Origin of the sequence: Pseudomonas sp. HMSC063H08 (genome assembly GCF_001813645.1) — a bacterium.
Taxonomy (GTDB): Bacteria; Pseudomonadota; Gammaproteobacteria; order Pseudomonadales; family Pseudomonadaceae; genus Pseudomonas; species Pseudomonas aeruginosa.
The window spans coordinates 55,593-73,856 of sequence record NZ_KV813593.1; the positions used below are offsets into that span (position 1 = coordinate 55,593).

General features: G+C 66.2%; 15 protein-coding genes and 1 tRNA gene. 13 read left to right on the forward strand and 3 right to left on the reverse strand.

Going from position 1 to position 18,264, the window contains the following annotated elements; translation table 11 throughout:
- The first annotated feature begins 38 nt into the window (after positions 1–38).
- The 5 genes from gacS (at position 39) to HMPREF2924_RS27485 (ending at position 6,785) form a co-directional block, all read left to right on the forward strand.
- On the forward strand, positions 39–2,816 hold the full coding sequence (gacS, locus tag HMPREF2924_RS27465) for a two-component system sensor histidine kinase GacS (protein WP_004364071.1): 2,778 nt from the start codon (positions 39–41) through the stop codon (positions 2,814–2,816).
- 2 nt (positions 2,817–2,818) lie between these two features.
- Positions 2,819–3,808 (forward strand): 2-hydroxyacid dehydrogenase, encoded by a 990-nt coding sequence (locus HMPREF2924_RS27470; RefSeq protein ID WP_003086027.1) that lies wholly within the window; start codon positions 2,819–2,821, stop codon positions 3,806–3,808.
- A gap of 35 nt (positions 3,809–3,843) precedes the next feature.
- Entirely contained in the window at positions 3,844–4,269 is a 426-nt protein-coding gene (locus tag HMPREF2924_RS27475; RefSeq protein ID WP_003086023.1) for a hypothetical protein, read from the forward strand.
- A gap of 67 nt (positions 4,270–4,336) precedes the next feature.
- A complete protein-coding gene (locus HMPREF2924_RS27480) occupies positions 4,337–4,744 on the forward strand; it encodes an META domain-containing protein (protein ID WP_003086021.1) in 408 nt (135 codons plus the stop codon).
- A 112-nt stretch (positions 4,745–4,856) separates the two neighbouring features.
- The gene (locus HMPREF2924_RS27485) at positions 4,857–6,785 is read left to right on the forward strand and encodes a sulfatase-like hydrolase/transferase (protein WP_004364074.1); all 1,929 of its coding nucleotides are present in this window, start codon (positions 4,857–4,859) and stop codon (positions 6,783–6,785) included.
- Between the two features lie 6 nt (positions 6,786–6,791).
- On the opposite strand, the gene dinB is transcribed toward HMPREF2924_RS27485, so the two are convergent.
- Positions 6,792–7,841 (reverse strand): DNA polymerase IV, encoded by a 1,050-nt coding sequence (gene dinB, locus HMPREF2924_RS27490; protein ID WP_003086018.1) that lies wholly within the window; start codon positions 7,839–7,841, stop codon positions 6,792–6,794.
- A 146-nt stretch (positions 7,842–7,987) separates the two neighbouring features.
- On the opposite strand from dinB, the gene HMPREF2924_RS27495 reads away from it, so the two are divergent.
- Positions 7,988–8,064 (forward strand) — tRNA-Met (locus HMPREF2924_RS27495).
- 178 nt (positions 8,065–8,242) lie between these two features.
- Positions 8,243–8,557, forward strand: a complete 315-nt coding sequence (locus HMPREF2924_RS27500; RefSeq protein WP_003109929.1) for a transcriptional regulator — start codon at positions 8,243–8,245, stop codon at positions 8,555–8,557.
- A gap of 14 nt (positions 8,558–8,571) precedes the next feature.
- On the opposite strand, the gene HMPREF2924_RS27505 is transcribed toward HMPREF2924_RS27500, so the two are convergent.
- Positions 8,572–8,931 carry a PA0921 family PhoP regulated protein gene (locus HMPREF2924_RS27505; protein ID WP_003104747.1) on the reverse strand — a complete coding sequence of 120 codons (360 nt, stop codon included), beginning with the start codon at positions 8,929–8,931 and terminating at the stop codon, positions 8,572–8,574.
- Positions 8,932–9,179: 248 nt separating this feature from the next.
- Here HMPREF2924_RS27505 and mprF point away from each other — a divergent pair, with 248 nt between their 5' ends.
- The 3 genes from mprF to HMPREF2924_RS27520 all read left to right on the forward strand — a co-directional run bounded on the left by mprF (position 9,180) and on the right by HMPREF2924_RS27520 (position 13,819).
- Positions 9,180–11,825, forward strand: a complete 2,646-nt coding sequence (gene mprF / locus HMPREF2924_RS27510) for a bifunctional lysylphosphatidylglycerol flippase/synthetase MprF (protein WP_004364077.1) — start codon at positions 9,180–9,182, stop codon at positions 11,823–11,825.
- A 1-nt stretch (position 11,826) separates the two neighbouring features.
- Entirely contained in the window at positions 11,827–13,110 is a 1,284-nt protein-coding gene (locus HMPREF2924_RS27515; RefSeq protein ID WP_004364079.1) for a virulence factor family protein, read from the forward strand.
- 160 nt (positions 13,111–13,270) lie between these two features.
- Positions 13,271–13,819, forward strand: coding sequence for a cytochrome b (locus tag HMPREF2924_RS27520; RefSeq protein ID WP_003086007.1), 549 nt, complete (start codon positions 13,271–13,273; stop codon positions 13,817–13,819).
- Between the two features lie 55 nt (positions 13,820–13,874).
- On the opposite strand, the gene HMPREF2924_RS27525 is transcribed toward HMPREF2924_RS27520, so the two are convergent.
- Complete coding sequence (locus tag HMPREF2924_RS27525; RefSeq protein WP_003086004.1) at positions 13,875–15,779, reverse strand: potassium transporter Kup; 1,905 nt, start codon at positions 15,777–15,779, stop codon at positions 13,875–13,877.
- Between the two features lie 246 nt (positions 15,780–16,025).
- Between HMPREF2924_RS27525 and rimO the strand changes: the two genes are divergently transcribed.
- From rimO to HMPREF2924_RS27540, 3 genes are all read left to right on the forward strand, one after another.
- Positions 16,026–17,348 (forward strand): 30S ribosomal protein S12 methylthiotransferase RimO, encoded by a 1,323-nt coding sequence (gene rimO / locus HMPREF2924_RS27530; RefSeq protein WP_003086001.1) that lies wholly within the window; start codon positions 16,026–16,028, stop codon positions 17,346–17,348.
- 62 nt (positions 17,349–17,410) lie between these two features.
- Positions 17,411–17,872 carry a YehS family protein gene (locus HMPREF2924_RS27535; protein WP_003085999.1) on the forward strand — a complete coding sequence of 154 codons (462 nt, stop codon included), beginning with the start codon at positions 17,411–17,413 and terminating at the stop codon, positions 17,870–17,872.
- Positions 17,865–18,257, forward strand: coding sequence for a hypothetical protein (locus HMPREF2924_RS27540; RefSeq protein WP_003085997.1), 393 nt, complete (start codon positions 17,865–17,867; stop codon positions 18,255–18,257). Before HMPREF2924_RS27535 ends, HMPREF2924_RS27540 begins: the two co-directional genes overlap by 8 nt.
- Positions 18,258–18,264: the final 7 nt, after the last annotated feature.

Consider the following 18,264-nt stretch of genomic DNA (forward strand, 5'->3'; position numbering starts at 1 on the left):
AGCGTCGGCCATCCCGATCTGGCTCGACGGAGAGACGTGTGTTCAAGGATCTCGGCATCAAGGGGCGCGTACTGCTGCTCACCCTGCTCCCCACCAGCCTGCTGGCGATGGTGCTTGGCGGTTACTTCACCTGGATTCAGCTGTCCGACATGCGCGCCCAGTTGATCGAGCGCGGGCAACTGATCGCCGAACAACTGGCGCCGCTGGCCGCCACCGCGCTGGCGCGAAAGGATACCGCCGTGCTCAACCGCATCGCCAACGAGGCGCTGGACCAACCGGACGTGCGCGCGGTGACCTTCCTCGACGCCCGCCAGGAACGCCTCGCCCATGCCGGGCCAAGCATGCTCACCGTCGCCCCGGCCGGCGACGCCAGCCATCTGAGCATGTCCACCGAACTGGACACCACGCACTTCCTGCTACCGGTTCTTGGCCGCCACCACAGCCTGTCCGGCGCCACCGAGCCTGACGACGAGCGCGTACTCGGCTGGGTCGAACTGGAACTGTCGCACCACGGGACTCTGCTGCGCGGATATCGCAGCCTGTTCACCAGCCTCTTGCTGATCGCCGCCGGCCTCGGCGTCACCGCCCTCCTCGCCCTGCGCATGAGCCGCGCGATCAACGCGCCGCTGGAACTGATCAGCCAGGGCGTCGCCCAGCTCAAGGAAGGCCGCATGGAAACCCGCCTGCCACCGATGGGCAGCAACGAGCTGGACGAACTGGCCTCCGGCATCAACCGCATGGCGGAAACGCTGCAGAGCGCCCAGGAGGAAATGCAACACAACATCGACCAGGCCACCGAGGACGTACGCCAGAACCTGGAAACCATCGAGATCCAGAACATCGAGCTGGACCTGGCGCGCAAGGAGGCCCTGGAGGCGAGCAGGATCAAGTCCGAGTTCCTCGCCAACATGAGCCACGAGATCCGCACCCCGCTCAACGGCATCCTCGGTTTCACCAACCTGCTGCAGAAGAGCGAGCTCAGCCCGCGCCAGCAGGACTACCTCACGACCATCCAGAAATCGGCGGAAAGCCTGCTGGGGATCATCAACGAGATCCTCGATTTCTCGAAGATCGAGGCCGGCAAGCTGGTTCTGGAAAACCTCCCTTTCAATCTCCGCGACCTGATCCAGGACGCCCTGACCATGCTGGCTCCGGCCGCCCACGAGAAGCAACTGGAACTGGTCAGCCTGGTCTACCGGGATACCCCGATCCAATTGCAGGGCGACCCGCAGCGGCTGAAGCAGATCCTCACCAACCTGGTCGGCAACGCCATCAAGTTCACCCAGGGCGGCACCGTCGCCGTACGCGCCATGCTCGAGGACGAAAGCGACGACCGCGCGCAGTTGCGGATCAGCGTCCAGGACACCGGTATCGGCCTCTCCGAGGAGGACCAGCAAGCCTTGTTCAAGGCCTTCAGCCAGGCCGACAACTCACTGTCGCGGCAAGCCGGTGGCACCGGCCTAGGCCTGGTGATCTCCAAGCGCCTGATCGAGCAGATGGGCGGCGAGATCGGCGTCGACAGTACGCCTGGGGAAGGTGCCGAATTCTGGATCAGCCTGAGTCTGCCGAAAAGTCGCGACGACAACGAGGAGCCAGGCGCCTCCTGGGCCGCGGGCCAGCGCGTGGCGCTGCTCGAACCGCAGGAGCTGACGCGCCGCTCGCTGCACCACCAGCTCACCGACTTCGGCCTGGAAGTGAGCGAATTCGCCGACCTCGACAGCCTCCAGGAAAGCCTGCGCAACCCGCCGCCCGGCCAGTTGCCGATCAGCCTGGCGGTGCTCGGCGTCTCGGCCGCGATCCATCCGCCGGAAGAGCTGAGCCAGTCGTTCTGGGAATTCGAACGGCTCGGCTGCAAGACCCTGGTGCTCTGCCCGACCACCGAGCAGGCGCAATACCACGCGACCCTGCCCGACGAACAGGTCGAGGCCAAGCCCGCCTGCACCCGCAAGCTGCAACGCAAGCTGCAGGAGTTGCTTCAAGTCCGCCCGACGCGCAGCGACAAGCCCCACGCCATGGTTTCCGGACGGCCGCCACGGCTGCTCTGCGTCGACGACAACCCGGCCAACCTGCTGCTGGTGCAGACCCTGCTCAGCGACCTCGGCGCCCAGGTCACCGCGGTGGACAGCGGCTACGCGGCCCTCGAGGTAGTGCAGCGCGAGCGCTTCGACCTGGTCTTCATGGACGTGCAGATGCCCGGCATGGACGGCCGCCAGGCCACCGAGGCGATCCGCCGCTGGGAGGCCGAGCGGGAAGTCAGCCCGGTGCCGGTGATCGCGCTCACCGCACATGCGCTTTCCAACGAGAAGCGCGCATTGCTGCAGGCCGGCATGGACGACTACCTGACCAAGCCGATCGACGAACAGCAATTGGCCCAGGTAGTGCTGAAGTGGACGGGACTGAGCCTGGGCCAGTCGCTGGCCAGCATGAGCCGTGCGCCGCAGCTCGGCCAGTTGAGCGTGCTCGACCCCGAGGAAGGGCTGCGCCTGGCCGCCGGCAAGGCCGACCTCGCCGCCGACATGCTGGCGATGCTGCTGGCCTCGCTGGCGGCGGACCGCCAGGCGATTCGCCAGGCCCGCGACAACGACGACCGCACCGCTTTGCTCGAGAGGGTCCACCGGCTGCATGGCGCCACCCGCTACTGTGGCGTGCCGCAGTTGCGCGCGGCCTGCCAGACCAGCGAAACCCTGCTCAAGCAGAACGATCCGGCGGCGGCCGCGGCCCTGGACGAGCTGGACAAGGCCATCGAGGCCCTGGCCGACACTGCCTCGGCCACCACCCACCTCTCCTCCACCAGCCTCGACTCCAGCGAACTCTGACCATGCGCATCCTGTTCTTCAGCACCCAGGCCTACGACAGCGAGAGCTTCCAGGCCAGCAACCACCGGCACGGCTTCGAACTGCACTTCCAGCAGGCCCACCTGCAGGCGGACACGGCGGTCCTCGCCCAGGGCTTCGAAGTAGTCTGCGCCTTCGTCAACGACGACCTCTCGCGGCCGGTGCTGGAACGCCTGGCCGCTGGCGGCACGCGCCTGGTCGCCCTGCGCTCGGCCGGCTACAACCACGTCGACCTGGCCGCCGCCGAAGCGCTCGGCCTGCCGGTGGTGCACGTCCCGGCCTATTCGCCGCACGCTGTCGCCGAGCACGCGGTCGGCCTGATCCTGACGCTCAACCGGCGCCTGCACCGCGCCTACAACCGGACCCGCGAGGGCGATTTCTCGCTGCATGGGCTGACCGGCTTCGACCTCCACGGCAAACGCGTCGGAGTGATCGGCACCGGACAGATCGGCGAGACCTTCGCCCGCATCATGGCCGGCTTCGGCTGCGAGCTGCTGGCCTACGATCCCTATCCCAATCCGCGCATCCAAGCGCTCGGCGGCCGCTACCTGGCGCTCGACGCCCTGCTCGCCGAGTCCGACATCGTCAGCCTGCATTGCCCGCTGACCGCCGACACCCGCCACCTCATCGACGCGCAGCGCCTGGCGACGATGAAACCCGGCGCGATGCTGATCAATACCGGCCGTGGCGCCCTGGTGAACGCCGCGGCGCTGATCGAGGCGCTGAAGAGCGGACAACTGGGCTACCTCGGCCTCGATGTCTATGAAGAGGAAGCGGATATCTTTTTCGAGGATCGCTCCGACCAGCCCCTGCAGGATGACGTGCTGGCACGCCTGCTGAGCTTCCCCAACGTGGTGGTGACCGCCCACCAGGCCTTCCTTACCCGCGAGGCGCTGGCGGCGATCGCCGACACCACCCTGGACAACATCGCCGCCTGGCAGGACGGGACGCCACGCAATCGGGTCCGGGCCTGATGGCGTGGTAGCATGCGCGGCTGATTGGAGGCTCCATGGCTGAACACGATTTCCGTTACACCCTGCTCAACCCGCAATACACCCTCAACGAATGCCGCGCGCTCTCCCCGGGGCGCTACCAGGTCACCGGCACCGGCGGCTCGATCAAGGCCGACGACGTGCTGCTGGTCAGCCTCAAGGGCAGCAAGACCCTGAGCATGCGCCTGACCGTGGAAAAGGTTCGCCACCTGATCAACCCACCCGGCCAGTGGCTGGCGGTCGCCCGCGGCCCGGCATTCCGCGAACTGGCGATCCATACCTGGCAGGTCGACTGCGACCAGTGCCAGGCTCGTCTCGACTTCGAGTTCGCCGTGGACGCCAGTCTCGGTCGCAAGGCCCTGGCGCCGGCCGCCGAAGAGCGCATTCACGAACTGGGCTGGAGCAGCCGCGAAGGCAAGCACCTGTGCCCGAAATGCCAGTAGGGCGAACGCTCCGTCCGACCGACGGTCTGTGAACTATCGCCCGTACGAAATGCGCAAAGGAAACGCCATGAAACCCTCTCTCGCCCTCTTCGCCTCCACCGCCCTGGTACTGGGCGGTTGCGCCAGCCAGGAGACCACCCTGGAAACCGAGCAGGCCTACCAGGTCGACTGGGTCGGCGCACAACCGACGATGGACTACAGCCACATCAGCCTGACCTTCGACGGCCAGGGCCGTGCCTTCGGCAACGGCGGCTGCAACCACTGGTTCGCCAGCTACACCTTGCAGGACGACCTCCTTCAGTTCGGCGCCATCGGCAGCACCCGCCGCCTGTGCGCGGCGGAGATCATGGAGCAGGAACGGCGCTTCCTGGCCCTGCTGCAGAGCGTCCAGCACTGGGACATTTCGCCGTCCGACGAGCTGCGCCTGTGGCCGGCCGAAGGCAAGCCGCTGCGCCTGGTCCCCGAGCACGACTGAAGCCTGAAGCGGCGCTACCCGGCGCCGCCCGTTTACATTTTTTTGACATCCATTTCATTCCCGCTTGACCACCACGTCCCTAGGCTTCCGCATCCTCGCCCGGAGACGCTTGATGTTCGCCCCACCCAGCACCGAGACACTCAACCGCTTCTTTCTGTTGTCGTGGCTGGTGGTGCTCTGGCAGGTGCTGCGCCTGCAGGACGGGATCGTCTTCGACGACGCCTGGCTGCCGCTCTGGAGCGTCGCTGCCAGCCTGAGCTACGCCTTCCTTTATATAGTCCCGGTGTACCTCGCCTGCCGACTGCTCCTGCATTTCCATGATCGCCTTCCCGTGCGCCTCAGTCCGTGGCTGGCAGGCGTGCTGGCCATCGTCGGCAGCGCAGCGGTACAGATACTGCTCTACGCCGACCGCACCCTCTACGACCTGTACGGATTCCACCTCAACGGTTTCAGCATCGGCCTGCTGGTCTCGCCCGGCGGCCTCTCCAGCCTCGGCAGCGGCGACGGCACCCTGCTCAGCGCAAGCCTGGCGGCCCTGGCCCTGCTCTGTCTGCAGGTGCTGCTGTACAGCGCCTGCCAGGTCAGCCGCGAACGCCTTCCCGCGCTCCCTCGGCGCGCCTGGCGCTACCTGTTGGCGGCCTTCCTCTGCCTGGCCCTGGGCGAACGCCTGGCCTATGCGTTCAGCTCCCTGCGCGACTACCGGCCGATCCTGCTGGCCAGCGAACGCTATCCGCTGTACCTGCCATTGACCGTCCGCAGCCTGGCGAGGAGCCTGGGCATCCAGCCGACGCCCACCCAGCGCGAGCTGCTCCAGCAGCAGAGCGACCTGCACTATCCGCTCCGGCCGCTGGAGATCAGCGCCCCGGCGCACCCATTGAACATCGTCTGGATCGTCGCCGAGTCGCTCCGCGGGGACATGCTCGATCCGCGCTACATGCCCAGGCTGTGGGACTTCTCCAACCGGGCAATCCGCCTGGACAACCACTACAGCAGCGGCAACCTGACCCAGATGGGCGTCTTCGGCATGTTCTACGGGCTGCACGGCGGCTACTGGGACGCCGTGCTGAAGGCTGGCCAGCCGCCGGTGCTCATGGAGGTACTCAGGCAGCAGAACTACCAGTTCCGGATCAATGCCGCGCAACGTTTCAGCTATCCGCCCTTCGACCGCAGCGTGTTCGTCAACCTGCGCCCGCAGGACCTGCACGTGCTGGATAGCCCGGAGCCTGCCTGGCAGCGCGACGCCCGGAACACCGACGACCTGCTGCGCTTCGTCGATCGCCGACTACCCGACCGGCCGTTCTTCGCCTGCCTGTTCCTCGAGTCGAGCCACGCCAACTACAGCTTCCGCGACGAGACCGCGAAAATCCGCCCCTATCTGGTCAACTTCAACTACCTGACCACCGATTTCCAGGCGCAGATGCCGCTGATCAAGAACCGCTACCTGAATGCCGTGCGCGAAGTCGATACACAGATCGGCCGCCTGCTGCAGCACCTGGAAAACCAGCACCTGCTGGAAAACACCGCGGTAGTGGTGCTCGGCGACCATGGGGAAGAGTTCATGGAACGCTCGCGCTGGGGCCACAATACCGAGTTCAATCGCTACCAGACCGGCACCGTCGCCGTGCTGAGCATTCCCGGACAGGCGCCCCGTGCCGTCCGCGGCATCACCAGCCACATCGACCTGCCCGCAACGCTCCTGCCGCTGCTGGGCGTACGCAATCCGCCCCGCGACTACTCGCTGGGACAGGACCTGCTCGCAGCAGACTACCATCGCGACTATGCGGTGAGCGCCGATACCACGCGCATCGCCTACCTGGGCGAAGGCTTCAAGGTGAGCTTCCCACTGCGTGGCGCGGACCGTCACCACGGTCCGGTGAGCGATGGCGACGACCGCCCGCTCGACGTGGAACAACAGGAAGCCATACGCGGCCCACTCCGTGCAGCACGCCTGGAACTGCTGCAGGATCTCGGCCGCTTCAGCGCCTTGCCGGTAGGGGAAGAGCCGTCGCCGCGGAGCCTCGCGACTTCGTTGACGCCATGAGGAGCATCAGAACAGCCTGAGTTGTTCGTGGGCACCCTGCAGGTCGAGCAGGCGCACGCCGACGCCGATCAGGCGCACCGGACGATTGCCACGGGCAAAGGCCTGGCCGAGCAATTGCCGGTAGCTCTCCAGGTCGCGCCCGGCGCCGGACTGTTCCACTGTGGTCTGGGTGAAATCGTGAAACTTCAGTTTCACGAACGGCTTGTCCGGCCGATAACTGCCATCCAGGCGTTGCAGGCGTCCGTCCAGCTCCTCGAGCAGGGTCGGCAGTTCCTCCAGGCAAGCCGCCAGGTCCGGCAGGTCGCGATCGAAGGTACATTCGACGCTCACCGACTGGCGCCGGCTGTCGACTTCCACCGGTCGCTCGTCGATACCATGGGCCAGTCCCCACAGGCGTTCGCCGAAGCTGCCGAACTCGCGCACCAGGCTCAGCTTGCTGCCCTGGCGCAGGTCGGCGCAGGTGCGGATGCCCATCCGCGCCAGGCGCTCCGCCGTGACCTTGCCAACGCCATGCAACTTGGCCACCGGCAACTCGGCGACGAACCCGTCGACCTGCTCCGGGGTAATCACGAACAGCCCGTCCGGCTTGCGCCAGTCGCTGGCGATCTTGGCCAGGAACTTGTTCGGCGCGACGCCCGCCGAAACGGTGATGTGCAGTTCCTCGGCCACCCGGCGGCGGATGTCCTGGGCGATCCGCGTGGCGCTACCGGCGAAATGCGGCGAAGCGCTGACGTCCAGGTAGGCCTCGTCCAGCGAAAGCGGCTCGATCAGATCGGTATAGTCGCGGAAGATCGCATGGATCTGCTTCGACACCGCCCGGTATACATCGAAACGCGGGCGCACCACCAGCAGATCGGGACACAGCTTGAGCGCCGTGCGCATGGCCATCGCCGAGCGCACGCCATAGGCCCGCGCCTCGTAGCTGCAAGTGGCGACCACTCCGCGCTTGTCCGGCGAACCGCCAACCGCCAGCGCCTTGCCGCGCAGGCTGGGGTCGTCGCGCATCTCGAGGGCGGCGTAGAAACAGTCGCAGTCTATATGGATGATTTTCCGCACCGGAATCTCGCTACAAGCCCCGCCGGGCCTGCCCCGGAGCGCCGAATTCTAGCATTGGGCAAGCGCTAAGCATTTGAAGAAAAAACACTTTTTTCGAAAAATCGATTGACAGCCCGACGAGAGTCCGTAGAATGCGCCCACACAGACGCGGGATGGAGCAGTCTGGTAGCTCGTCGGGCTCATAACCCGAAGGTCGTTGGTTCAAATCCAGCTCCCGCAACCACATTCGAAAAGCCCCGGCACTAGCGATAGCGCCGGGGCTTTTTGCATTCCGACACTCGTGCTCCACTGCATCGCCTCGCCCTCCGTTCGCTCGCATCATCGCACATTTAACTGTATATTCGTACAGCCAGCTCAGCCTTCGATGAATGCTCGGTAACGGATACGGAAAGGACAGACAGATGCTGAACGTCGAACAATTGAAGCGCAGCGTGAACCGGATGGGACTCGACGACATCCGCCAGGCAGTGGACGAACTGCAGATGGACGGCCTGGTCACCGACGGCAAGACGCCGTTCACCCGCGTGCACTTCAATACCTGCTTCGCCGAGATCGAGGCGCTGTTCCAGCGCGCCGGCTTCCACCGGCCGCTCGATGTGGTCGGCTACCAGGGCGAGATCTATGCGTTGTACGACCCCTCTCGCTGGGAGGCCGTGGAAGTGCTGCGCTGGTTGAAGGAATACCGCGAGGAATCGCGTCACCTGACTCCGGCGTGAGCGCAACGCCTGCGTCAGCGCAACTCGTGTGCCAGGCGCGCGCAGGCCATCCCCACGACCAGCATCACCAGCGGACCGAAGGCCCGCATGGAGATCCGCGCAAGGCTCCAGGACTCTTTCGCAGCGAACAGGCTGGCCGGATTCACCGAATAGACCAGCAGGGAACCGCAGAACAGCCCCAGGCCCAACAGGCCCAGGCGGCGCAACCAACCGTCGTGGCGGAGCAACACCACCAGCAGGGCGCCGTACAACAGGCAATCGACCCGCGCCACCGAATCCTTGACCTGCAACGACTGTTCCCAATCCCCCAGCCACCATCCAGCGGCCACGCCCAGCACGACTCCGGCGCCGACATGAATGCCCGCCTGGATCATCGTCACCCTTCCCCCCTCGGAAATGGTCGGACAGTGCAAGCCGCCACTATGCCCACGGCAAGCTGAACCATCGCTGAACGAATACCAGCAAATGGCCTTCGGCCACTTCGCCGACGCAACTCCTGCAAAACCCGGCGGTCTTCTCCCTGTGACAGGACGCCGCCCCGCACAGAAAAAATCTGCTGCGACCACTTGGGAACTCGCCCGAGAGGCCATACTCTGTCGCGCAAATTCCCATGAGGTGGCTGATGCGCACCGACGCTCCCGTTCCAGAACATCCCGCTCCACCCAGCTCTCCCGCGTCCCCACAACGCATCCGGCTGATCGATCGGATTACCGCCTACCGCCAGCCCATCGGCCTGGTCTTCACCTTGCTGCTGTTCGGCCTGGCGCTGGTGGCCTGCTACCACCTGCTACGGGAGATCGATCCCGGCGCCCTCCACGATGCCATCGCCGACGTGCCCAGGCCGGCGCTGCTCGGCGCCCTGAGCGCGACCGCCCTCGGCTTCGTCATCCTGCTCGGCTACGAGTGGTCGGCCAGCCGCTTCGCTGGCGTCACGCTGCCCATGCGCAGCCTGGCCACCGGCGGCTTCAGCGCCTTCGCCATCGGCAATGCGGTAGGCCTGTCGCTGCTTTCCGGCGGCTCCGTACGCTACCGACTGTATTCCCGGCATGGCATCGGCGCTGCCGAAATTGCCCGGATGACGCTATTTGCCAGCCTTTCCCTGGGCTGCGCACTGCCGGTGCTGGCGGCACTCGCCGCACTCTGCGACCTCGACGATGCGGCATCGGCGCTGCACCTGCCCCACGCCCTGGTCGCCGTCATCGCGATCGCCGTCCTGTCGCTGGCTGTCGGCCTGGTGGCGTTCCTGGCCCGGCACCGTCTGCCGGGAGAACGGCCGTCCCCCGACAGCCTGCTGGTCCGCCTCGGCCGCCGCAGCCTGCGCCTGCCAGGCCTGCGCCTATCGCTGCTGCAACTGCTGATCACCGCCCTCGACGTCGCCGCCGCCGCTACCGTCCTTTATCTGTTGCTGCCGGAAACCCCACCCTTCGCGGCGTTCCTGCTGGTCTACCTGCTCGCCCTGGCCGCCGGCGTACTCAGCCACGTACCGGGCGGAGTCGGGGTGTTCGAGGCGGTGCTGCTGGCCGCGTTCGCCGGCCAACTGGGCGCCGCGCCGCTGGCCGCGGCCCTGCTCTTGTACCGCTTGATCTACGTGGTGCTGCCGCTGCTGTTGGCCTGCCTGTTGTTGCTGTTCCTCGAAGCGCGCCGGTTGTGGGTGACGCGCCAGGCGATCCGCGTCGCCTCGGGTTTCGCCGCACCGATCCTGGCGATCCTGGTCTTCCTCTCCGGTGTCGTGCTGCTGTTTTCCGGCGCCACGCCGGCGATCGACACCCGCCTGGAGCACCTCGGCTTCCTCATTCCACATCGCCTGATCGATGCCTCGCACCTGGTCGCCAGCCTGATCGGCGTGCTCTGCCTCCTGCTCGCGCAGGGTTTGCGCCGACGGCTGTCGGCCGCCTGGGCCCTGACCCTGGTGCTGTTGCTGGTGGGCGCCCTGCTTTCGCTGCTGAAAGGCTTCGACTGGGAAGAAGCCAGCCTGCTGAGCCTGACCGCCGCGCTGCTCGCCATGTTCCGCCGCTCCTTCTACCGTCCCAGCCGGCTGATGGAGGTACCCTTCTCGCCGCTTTACGTAGGTGCCAGCATCTGCGTGGTCGGCGCCTCGGTCTGGCTGCTGCTGTTCGCCAACCAGGACGTGCATTACAGCAACCAGCTCTGGTGGCAGTTCGCCCTGGACGCCGACGCCCCGCGCGCCCTGCGCGCCGCCCTCGGCAGTTGCCTGCTGCTCCTGGCCCTGGCCCTTGGCTGGCTGCTGCGCGCGGCACCGCCGGCGATCCGCGAGCCGGACGCGGAAGAGCTGCAGCGCGCGGCGCGGATCATCCGTCACTCGGACCAGCCGGATGGCGGCCTGGCCCTGACCGGCGACAAGGCCCTGCTCTTCCATGAGGGCGACGACGCTTTCCTCATGTACGCCCGCCGCGGTCGCAGCATGATCGCCCTGTACGACCCGATCGGCCCGGCCATGCAGCGCGCCGAACTGATCTGGCAGTTCCGCGACCTCTGCGACCTGCACCATGCCCGCCCGGTGTTCTATCAGGTGCGTGCCGAGAACCTGCCGTTCTACATGGACATCGGCCTGACCGCCCTCAAGCTCGGCGAAGAAGCGCGAGTCGACCTGCTGCGCTTCGACCTGGAGAGCAAGGGCAAGGAAATGAAAGACCTGCGCTACACCTGGAACCGCGGCCAGCGCGACGGCCTGGCCCTGGAGTTCCATGAACCGGGCCAGGCTCCGCTGGACGAGCTGAAGGCGATATCGGACGCCTGGCTGGGCGGCAAGCAGGTGCGCGAGAAAGGCTTCTCCCTGGGCCGCTTCACCCCGACGTACCTGAACTTCTTCCGCATCGCCATCGTCCGCCACCAGGGCAAGCCGGTGGCCTTCGCCAACCTGCTGGAAACCGACAGCCGCGAACTGGCGAGCCTCGACCTGATGCGCGTGCACCCGGAGGCGCCGAAGCTGACCATGGAGTTCCTCATGCTCGGCCTCATCCTCCACTACAAGGCCCAGGGCCACGCGCGCTTCAGCCTCGGCATGGTGCCGCTGGCCGGGCTCCAGCCAAGGCGCGGCGCGCCGTTGACCCAGCGCCTGGGCGCACTGGTCTTCCGGCGGGGCGAACAGTTCTACAATTTCCAGGGGCTGCGACGCTTCAAGGACAAGTTCCAGCCCGACTGGGAACCCCGCTACCTGGCCGTGCCAGCCGGGCTCGACCCGCTGGTGGCCCTGGCCGATACCGCCGCGCTGATCGCCGGCGGCCTGACTGGATTGGTGAAACGCTGATATGTCTGTCGTGAAACGTCACTGGCGCCGTTTTCTGGTCGCCGCCCTGGTGCTGATCGTCGGTGCCGCCCTGCTGCTCTGGAGCCGACCGGCGGCCCAGGCGAAACTGGAAGCCCTGGACCTCGACGACGGCGGCCACGCCACCCTTGTCGAACCCGGCGAGAAGCCGCGCTCGCGGGTGGTGGTGATCGCCGCCCCCGAACAGCAACTGAACGACGCCCAGATGCTGAACCTGGCTCACGACAGCGCCGCCCGGGTGATCCAGTACTTCCCCCCGGAAAACGGCGATTGCAGGGCGCAGCAGTCCCGGCTCGAAGCGGTCATTGCCCGCCTCGGCGGCAAGCCGAACCTGGTCGCCGGCATCGGCCCGGGCTCGACCACCGCCTGGCGCTGGCTCGCCAGCCAGGACGACGACAAGGCCAAGGCGCTCTCGGTCGGCTTCGACATTGCCCTGGCCGAGCGCGACTGCGACGCCCCGCTGCCGCACCAGGCGGCGCACGGCCAGTGGCTGCTGGCCTGGAACGACAACCCGGACGACGACACCGCGGTCTTCGTCCGCAAGCAGTCGAGCGCGGAAACCAGCATCAGCGACTACGACACCCCGCTGTCCGACGTGCTCGCCCATCAGTTGCGCCTGCAACTGCAAGGCAACGCCGAGGCCCTGCCGGTACTCGAGGTCCCCGCGGCGCAACCCTCGGACATCGTCACCCTGTTCTATTCCGGCGACGGCGGCTGGCGCGACCTGGACAAGGACTCTGCCGAGCATATGGCCAGCATGGGCTACCCAGTGGTCGGCATCGACACCCTGCGCTACTACTGGCAACACAAAAGCCCGGAACAGAGCGCCGCCGACCTCTCCAAGCTGATGCAACACTACCGCGAGAAGTGGGGCGCGAAACGTTTCGTCCTGGCCGGCTACTCGTTCGGCGCCGACATCCTGCCGGCGATCTACAACCGCCTGCCCGGAAAGGACCAGCAACAAGTGAAAGCCATGCTGCTGCTGGCGCTGGCGCGGACCGGCAGCTTCGAGATCGAAGTGGAAGGCTGGCTGGGCAAGGCCGGCGAGGAAGCCGCCACCGGCCCGGAAATGGCCAGGTTGCCGGCGGCCAAGGTGTTCTGCATCTATGGCGCCGAAGAAAAGGACGAAAGCGGCTGTACCCAATCCCAGGCCGTCGGCGAGAAGCTCGAACTGCCGGGCGGCCACCACTTCGACGAGGACTACCTGTCCCTGGCGAAGAAGATGCTCCAGGCCATCCGCGACCGCGAGAACGCTCCCGACGCCTGATCGCGATCAAGCTCTCCCCGCTCCGCCCTTCTTGTCCCCGGCCGACGCCAGCTAGACTGAGCCTGCCGGGGGCATTCAGGCTGGCTTCAGCGGAGCCGCCGAGAATACCGGCCGACCCGCCGCAGAGCGGGCTCCCGAGAGCCGAAGAGAAGGAACCGTGATGAGCTGGAAAAACACCGAATCCCGTTATGGGAGCCTGACCATTGCCCTGCACTGGCTGACCCTGCTGCTGATCGCCGGGGTCTACGCCTGTATCGAACTGAAGGGCAATTTCCCCAAGGGCAGCGAAACCCGCGAACTGCTCAAGCAATGGCACTTCATGCTTGGCCTGAGCGTTTTCCTGCTGGTCTGGTTGCGCCTGCTGGTGCGCCTGGCCAGCCCTACCCCGCGCATAGAGCCCGCCATCCCCGCCTGGCAGGCGACGCTGGCCAGGCTGATGCACTACGCCCTCTACCTGATGATGATCGGCCTACCCTTCGCCGGCTGGCTGATCCTCAGCGCCGCCGGCAAGCCGATACCGTTCTTCGGCCTGGAGCTACCGCCGCTGGTCGACAAGAACCCCGACCTCGCTGGGCAAATCAAGGAATGGCACGAAACCATCGGCAACGCCGGTTATTTCCTGATCGGCCTGCACGCCGCCGCGGCGCTCTTCCATCACTTCGTCAGCCGCGACAACACCCTGGTACGGATGCTGCCGCAACGGCGCTGAGAAACGTGCAAAAAAACGCGCCCAGTCGGGCGCGCTTTTTTTGCAGCGGAACGGATCAGATCTCGACCTGGGTTCCCAACTCGATCACCCGGTTGAGCGGCAGGTTGAAATAGCGCAGGTTGCCGTTGGCGTTCTTCAGCAGGAAGGCGAACAGCCCCTCGCGCCAGCGCGCCATGCCGATGCGCTTGGATGGAATCACCGTCTCCCGGCTGAGGAAGTAGGTGGTGCGCATCGGGCTGAAGTCCAGTTCGTTGAGATGGCACAGGCGCAAGGCCGCCGGGATGTCCGGCTCTTCCATGAAGCCGAAGTGCAGGATCACCCGGAAGAATCCGTCGCCATAGGCCTCGACCTCGAAACGGCGATCCGGCGAAACCCGTGGGCTGTCTTCGTTGACCACGGTGAGCAGCACCACCTGCTCGTGCAGCACCTGGTTGTGCAACAGGTTGTGCAGCAGCGCGTGAGGCACCGCGTCGGTACGCGCGGTAAGGAACACCGCGGTCCCCTGGACCCGGTGCGGCGGCTGCACGCGCATGCTGGAAATGAACACCGAGAGCGGCAGAGAGCCCTCGTCGAGACGCTCCACCAGCAGTTGGCGGCCACGCTTCCAGGTGGACATCAGGATGAAGATGACGATACCCGCGATGACCGGGAAGGCGCCGCCCTGGATCACCTTGGGCAGGTTGGCGGCGAAGAACAGGCTGTCCACCGCGAGCATCACGCAGAAGAACGGGACGCCCAGCCACAGCGGCCATTTCCACAGGCGCCAGATCACCACGCCCATCAGCAGGGTGGTGATCAGCATGGTTCCGGTCACCGCCACGCCGTAGGCCGCCGCCAGCGACGCCGAGGACTCGAAGCCGAGCACCAGCAGGACCACGCCGACCATCAGCGCCCAATTCACCCCGCCGATGTAGATCTGCCCCTGCTCGTGGCTGGAAGTGTGCTGGATGGTCATCCGCGGCACGTAGCCGAGCTGGATCGCCTGACGGGTCAGGGAGAAGGCGCCGGAGATCACCGCTTGGGAGGCGATCACCGTGGCCAGGGTGGACAGCGCCACCATCGGCAGCAGCGCCCAGCCGGGCGCCAGCAGGTAGAAGGGGTTGCGCGCCGCCTCGGCGTTGGAAAGGATGGTCGCGCCCTGGCCGAAGTAGTTCAGCACCAGCGCCGGCAGCACCAGCAGGAACCAGGCACGGGCGATCGGCTTGCGACCGAAGTGGCCCATGTCGGCGTACAGCGCCTCGGCGCCGGTCAGCGCCAGTACGGTGGCGCCGAGGATGGCGACACCGATGCCGGGATGCGAGCCGAAGAAACGCACGGCCCATACAGGGTTCATCGCCTGCAGCACTTCCGGCTGCTGGATCACCCCGTAGACACCCAGCGCCGCCAGGGCGCCGAACCAGAGCACCATGACCGGGCCGAACAGGATGCCGATCCGCGCGGTGCCGTGCTTCTGGATCAGGAACAGGCCGATCAGCACGATAAGCGCCAGCGGTACCGTCCAGTGCTCCAGGCCGTCGAAGGCGATCTCCAGCCCTTCTACCGCCGACAGTACCGAGATCGCCGGGGTGATCATGCTGTCGCCGTAGAACAGCGCCGCGCCGATCAGGCCGGCAACCACCACGAAGGTCTGCAGCCTGCCGAACGGCGCCGCCGCCCGGCGCGCCAGGGCCGACAGCGCCATCACCCCGCCCTCGCCCTGGTTGTCGGCACGCAGGACGAAGATCACGTACTTGATGGAAACGACCCAGACCAGCGACCAGAAGATCAGCGACAGCACGCCAAGGACGCCATCGTGGTTGGCCTGCACCCCGTAGCCACCGATGAAGACCTCTTTCAGGGTATACAAGGGACTGGTGCCGATATCCCCATAGCAGACTCCAACCGCCCCGACCATCAGGCCGATGGCAGAGCTGGAATGCCCCTCCGACGTCTCCTCGGCACGCGTCGCTGCATCACTCATGAAACGCTTTCCCCCGGAAAAATTCGGCAAATGCTGCGCCCATGCCGTCCGCGATGCAAGCGCCGAGGCCCCGGACTGCTATGACTATAGAAGGCCGGGGAGCCGATTGCCGAGCGCCCGCGGAGAGTTTTTCCAGAGCCGGAAAAGAGCTGCACGGGAGACTGGAAAAGCCGCGGCGCTGCCGCTAGAATTGCGCACTTTTTGATCAGAGGCGCCAGCAAGCGCGCCCGCCTACCGAGGTTAGCCATGTCCACCCCCACTCCCAAAGTCGGCTTCGTCAGTCTTGGATGCCCCAAGGCGCTGGTCGACTCCGAGCGCATCCTCACCCAGCTGCGCATGGAAGGCTATGAGGTCGTCCCGACCTACGAAGACGCCGACGTCGTGGTGGTCAACACCTGCGGTTTCATCGACAGCGCCAAGGCCGAGTCCCTGGAAGTGATCGGCGAAGCCATCGCCGAGAACGGCAAGGTCATCGTCACCGGCTGCATGGGCGTGGAAGAGCACGCGATCCGCGACGTGCATCCCAGCGTGCTGGCGGTCACCGGCCCGCAACAGTACGAGCAGGTGGTTACCGCGGTGCACGAAGTGGTGCCGCCGAAGACCGAACACAACCCGCTGGTCGACCTGGTCCCGCCGCAAGGCGTCAAGCTGACCCCGCGCCACTACGCCTACCTGAAGATTTCCGAAGGCTGCAACCACAGCTGCAGCTTCTGCATCATCCCGTCCATGCGCGGCAAGCTGGTCAGCCGGCCGGTCGGCGACGTGCTGAGCGAGGCCGAGCGCCTGGTCAAGGCCGGGGTCAAGGAACTCCTGGTGATTTCCCAGGACACCAGCGCCTACGGCGTGGACCTGAAGTACAAGACCGACTTCTGGAACGGCCAGCCGGTCAAGACCCGCATGAAGGAACTCTGCGAGGCGCTGAGCAGCATGGGCGTGTGGGTTCGCCTGCACTACGTCTACCCGTACCCCAACGTCGACGACGTGATCCCGCTGATGGCCGCCGGCAAGCTCCTGCCGTACCTCGACATCCCCTTCCAGCACGCCAGCCCGAAGGTGCTCAAGGCCATGAAGCGCCCGGCCTTTGAGGACAAGACCCTGGCCCGGATCAAGCAGTGGCGCGAGATCTGCCCGGAACTGACCATCCGCTCGACCTTCATCGTCGGCTTCCCGGGCGAAACCGAAGAAGACTTCCAGTACCTGCTCGACTGGCTGACGGAAGCCCAGCTCGACCGCGTCGGCTGCTTCCAGTACTCCCCCGTCGAAGGCGCTCCGGCCAACGAGCTGGGCCTGGAGCCGGTGCCGGACGAGGTCAAGCAGGACCGCTGGGAACGCTTCATGGCCCACCAGCAGGCGATCTCCGCCGCTCGCCTGCAGCTCAAGGTCGGCAAGGAAATCGAAGTGCTGATCGACGAAGTCGACGAACAGGGCGCGGTCGGCCGCTCCTGGGCCGACGCTCCGGAAATCGACGGCAACGTGTTCGTCGACAGCGACGAGCTGAAGCCGGGCGACAAGGTCCGCGTGCGCATCACCGATGCCGACGAGTACGACCTCTGGGCCGAGCTGGTCTGAGCCCTCCCTGAAGAGCCCCGCCCCGCGGGGCTTTTTCATCGCCAACCGTTCCGGAGAGCACGATGCTCAACAACGACGTACTACGCAGCCTGCGCTACCTGCTGGATCTTCCCGATGCACATCTGGCCGAACTGGCCGCCCCGTTCGGCGAGCAAGTCGAAGCGGACCTGCTCGAAGCTTACCTGAAGAAGGAAGACGAAGACGGCTTCCAGGCCTGCCCCGACCGCTACCTGGCGCGCTGCCTGGACGGACTGATCATCCAGCGCCGCGGTCGCGACGAGTCGCGTCCGCTACCGCCGCTGGAGCTGCCGTTGAGCAACAACATGATCCTGAAGAAGCTGCGGGTCGCCTTCGAACTCAAGGAGGAAGACCTCCATGCCATCCTCGCCAGCGTCGACTTCCCGGTCTCCAAACCCGAGCTGAGCGCCCTGTTTCGCAAGCCCGGCCACAGCAACTACCGGACCTGCGGCGACCAGTTGCTGCGCAACTTCCTCAAGGGCCTGACCCTGCGCGTCCGTGGCTGAACGCGCGGAGCCGCTGCTGGCGGTTCTGCTCCAGGCGCCGCCCTGCGTCGACCCCTGGTTCCTGGAGTGCCGCCAGGATCGCGCCGGCCTCACCATCCTCGTCCGCGACCTCGCCAACCAGCGCACCTGGCGCGTCGAGTTCGTCGAAGTCGAAGGCCTGCGCCAGCTCGACGCTGCCGACCTGCTGGAATTCTGGCCAGCCTGTGCGGCATCCGAGGGTTGGCTGTACCGGGTCGAGCAAGGCGGCTGGCTGGACCAGGAATGCCGTCGCGAGGGCTTCGTCGCCCGCGAGACCAAGGCCGTCGACGAGTATTTCGTCAATGGCGGCGATCGCTGCCTGAGCGTGCTGTCCTGGTCGCCACCGAAGGTTTCCCCGCTGATCTGACCGCCAT

Bases quoted from the DNA above. Each gene is read 5' to 3' on its own strand.
- HMPREF2924_RS27470 (WP_003086027.1), top strand. From the start codon at position 2,819: ATGCGCATCCTGTTCTTCAGCACCCAGGCCTACGACAGCGAGAGCTTC.
- HMPREF2924_RS27475 (WP_003086023.1), top strand. From the start codon at position 3,844: ATGGCTGAACACGATTTCCGTTACACCCTGCTCAACCCGCAATACACC.
- HMPREF2924_RS27480 (WP_003086021.1), top strand. From the start codon at position 4,337: ATGAAACCCTCTCTCGCCCTCTTCGCCTCCACCGCCCTGGTACTGGGC.
- HMPREF2924_RS27485 (WP_004364074.1), top strand. From the start codon at position 4,857: ATGTTCGCCCCACCCAGCACCGAGACACTCAACCGCTTCTTTCTGTTG.
- HMPREF2924_RS27500 (WP_003109929.1), top strand. From the start codon at position 8,243: ATGCTGAACGTCGAACAATTGAAGCGCAGCGTGAACCGGATGGGACTC.
- HMPREF2924_RS27505 (WP_003104747.1), bottom strand. From the start codon at position 8,931: ATGATCCAGGCGGGCATTCATGTCGGCGCCGGAGTCGTGCTGGGCGTG.
- mprF (WP_004364077.1), top strand. From the start codon at position 9,180: ATGCGCACCGACGCTCCCGTTCCAGAACATCCCGCTCCACCCAGCTCT.
- HMPREF2924_RS27515 (WP_004364079.1), top strand. From the start codon at position 11,827: ATGTCTGTCGTGAAACGTCACTGGCGCCGTTTTCTGGTCGCCGCCCTG.
- HMPREF2924_RS27520 (WP_003086007.1), top strand. From the start codon at position 13,271: ATGAGCTGGAAAAACACCGAATCCCGTTATGGGAGCCTGACCATTGCC.
- HMPREF2924_RS27525 (WP_003086004.1), bottom strand. From the start codon at position 15,779: ATGAGTGATGCAGCGACGCGTGCCGAGGAGACGTCGGAGGGGCATTCC.
- rimO (WP_003086001.1), top strand. From the start codon at position 16,026: ATGTCCACCCCCACTCCCAAAGTCGGCTTCGTCAGTCTTGGATGCCCC.
- HMPREF2924_RS27535 (WP_003085999.1), top strand. From the start codon at position 17,411: ATGCTCAACAACGACGTACTACGCAGCCTGCGCTACCTGCTGGATCTT.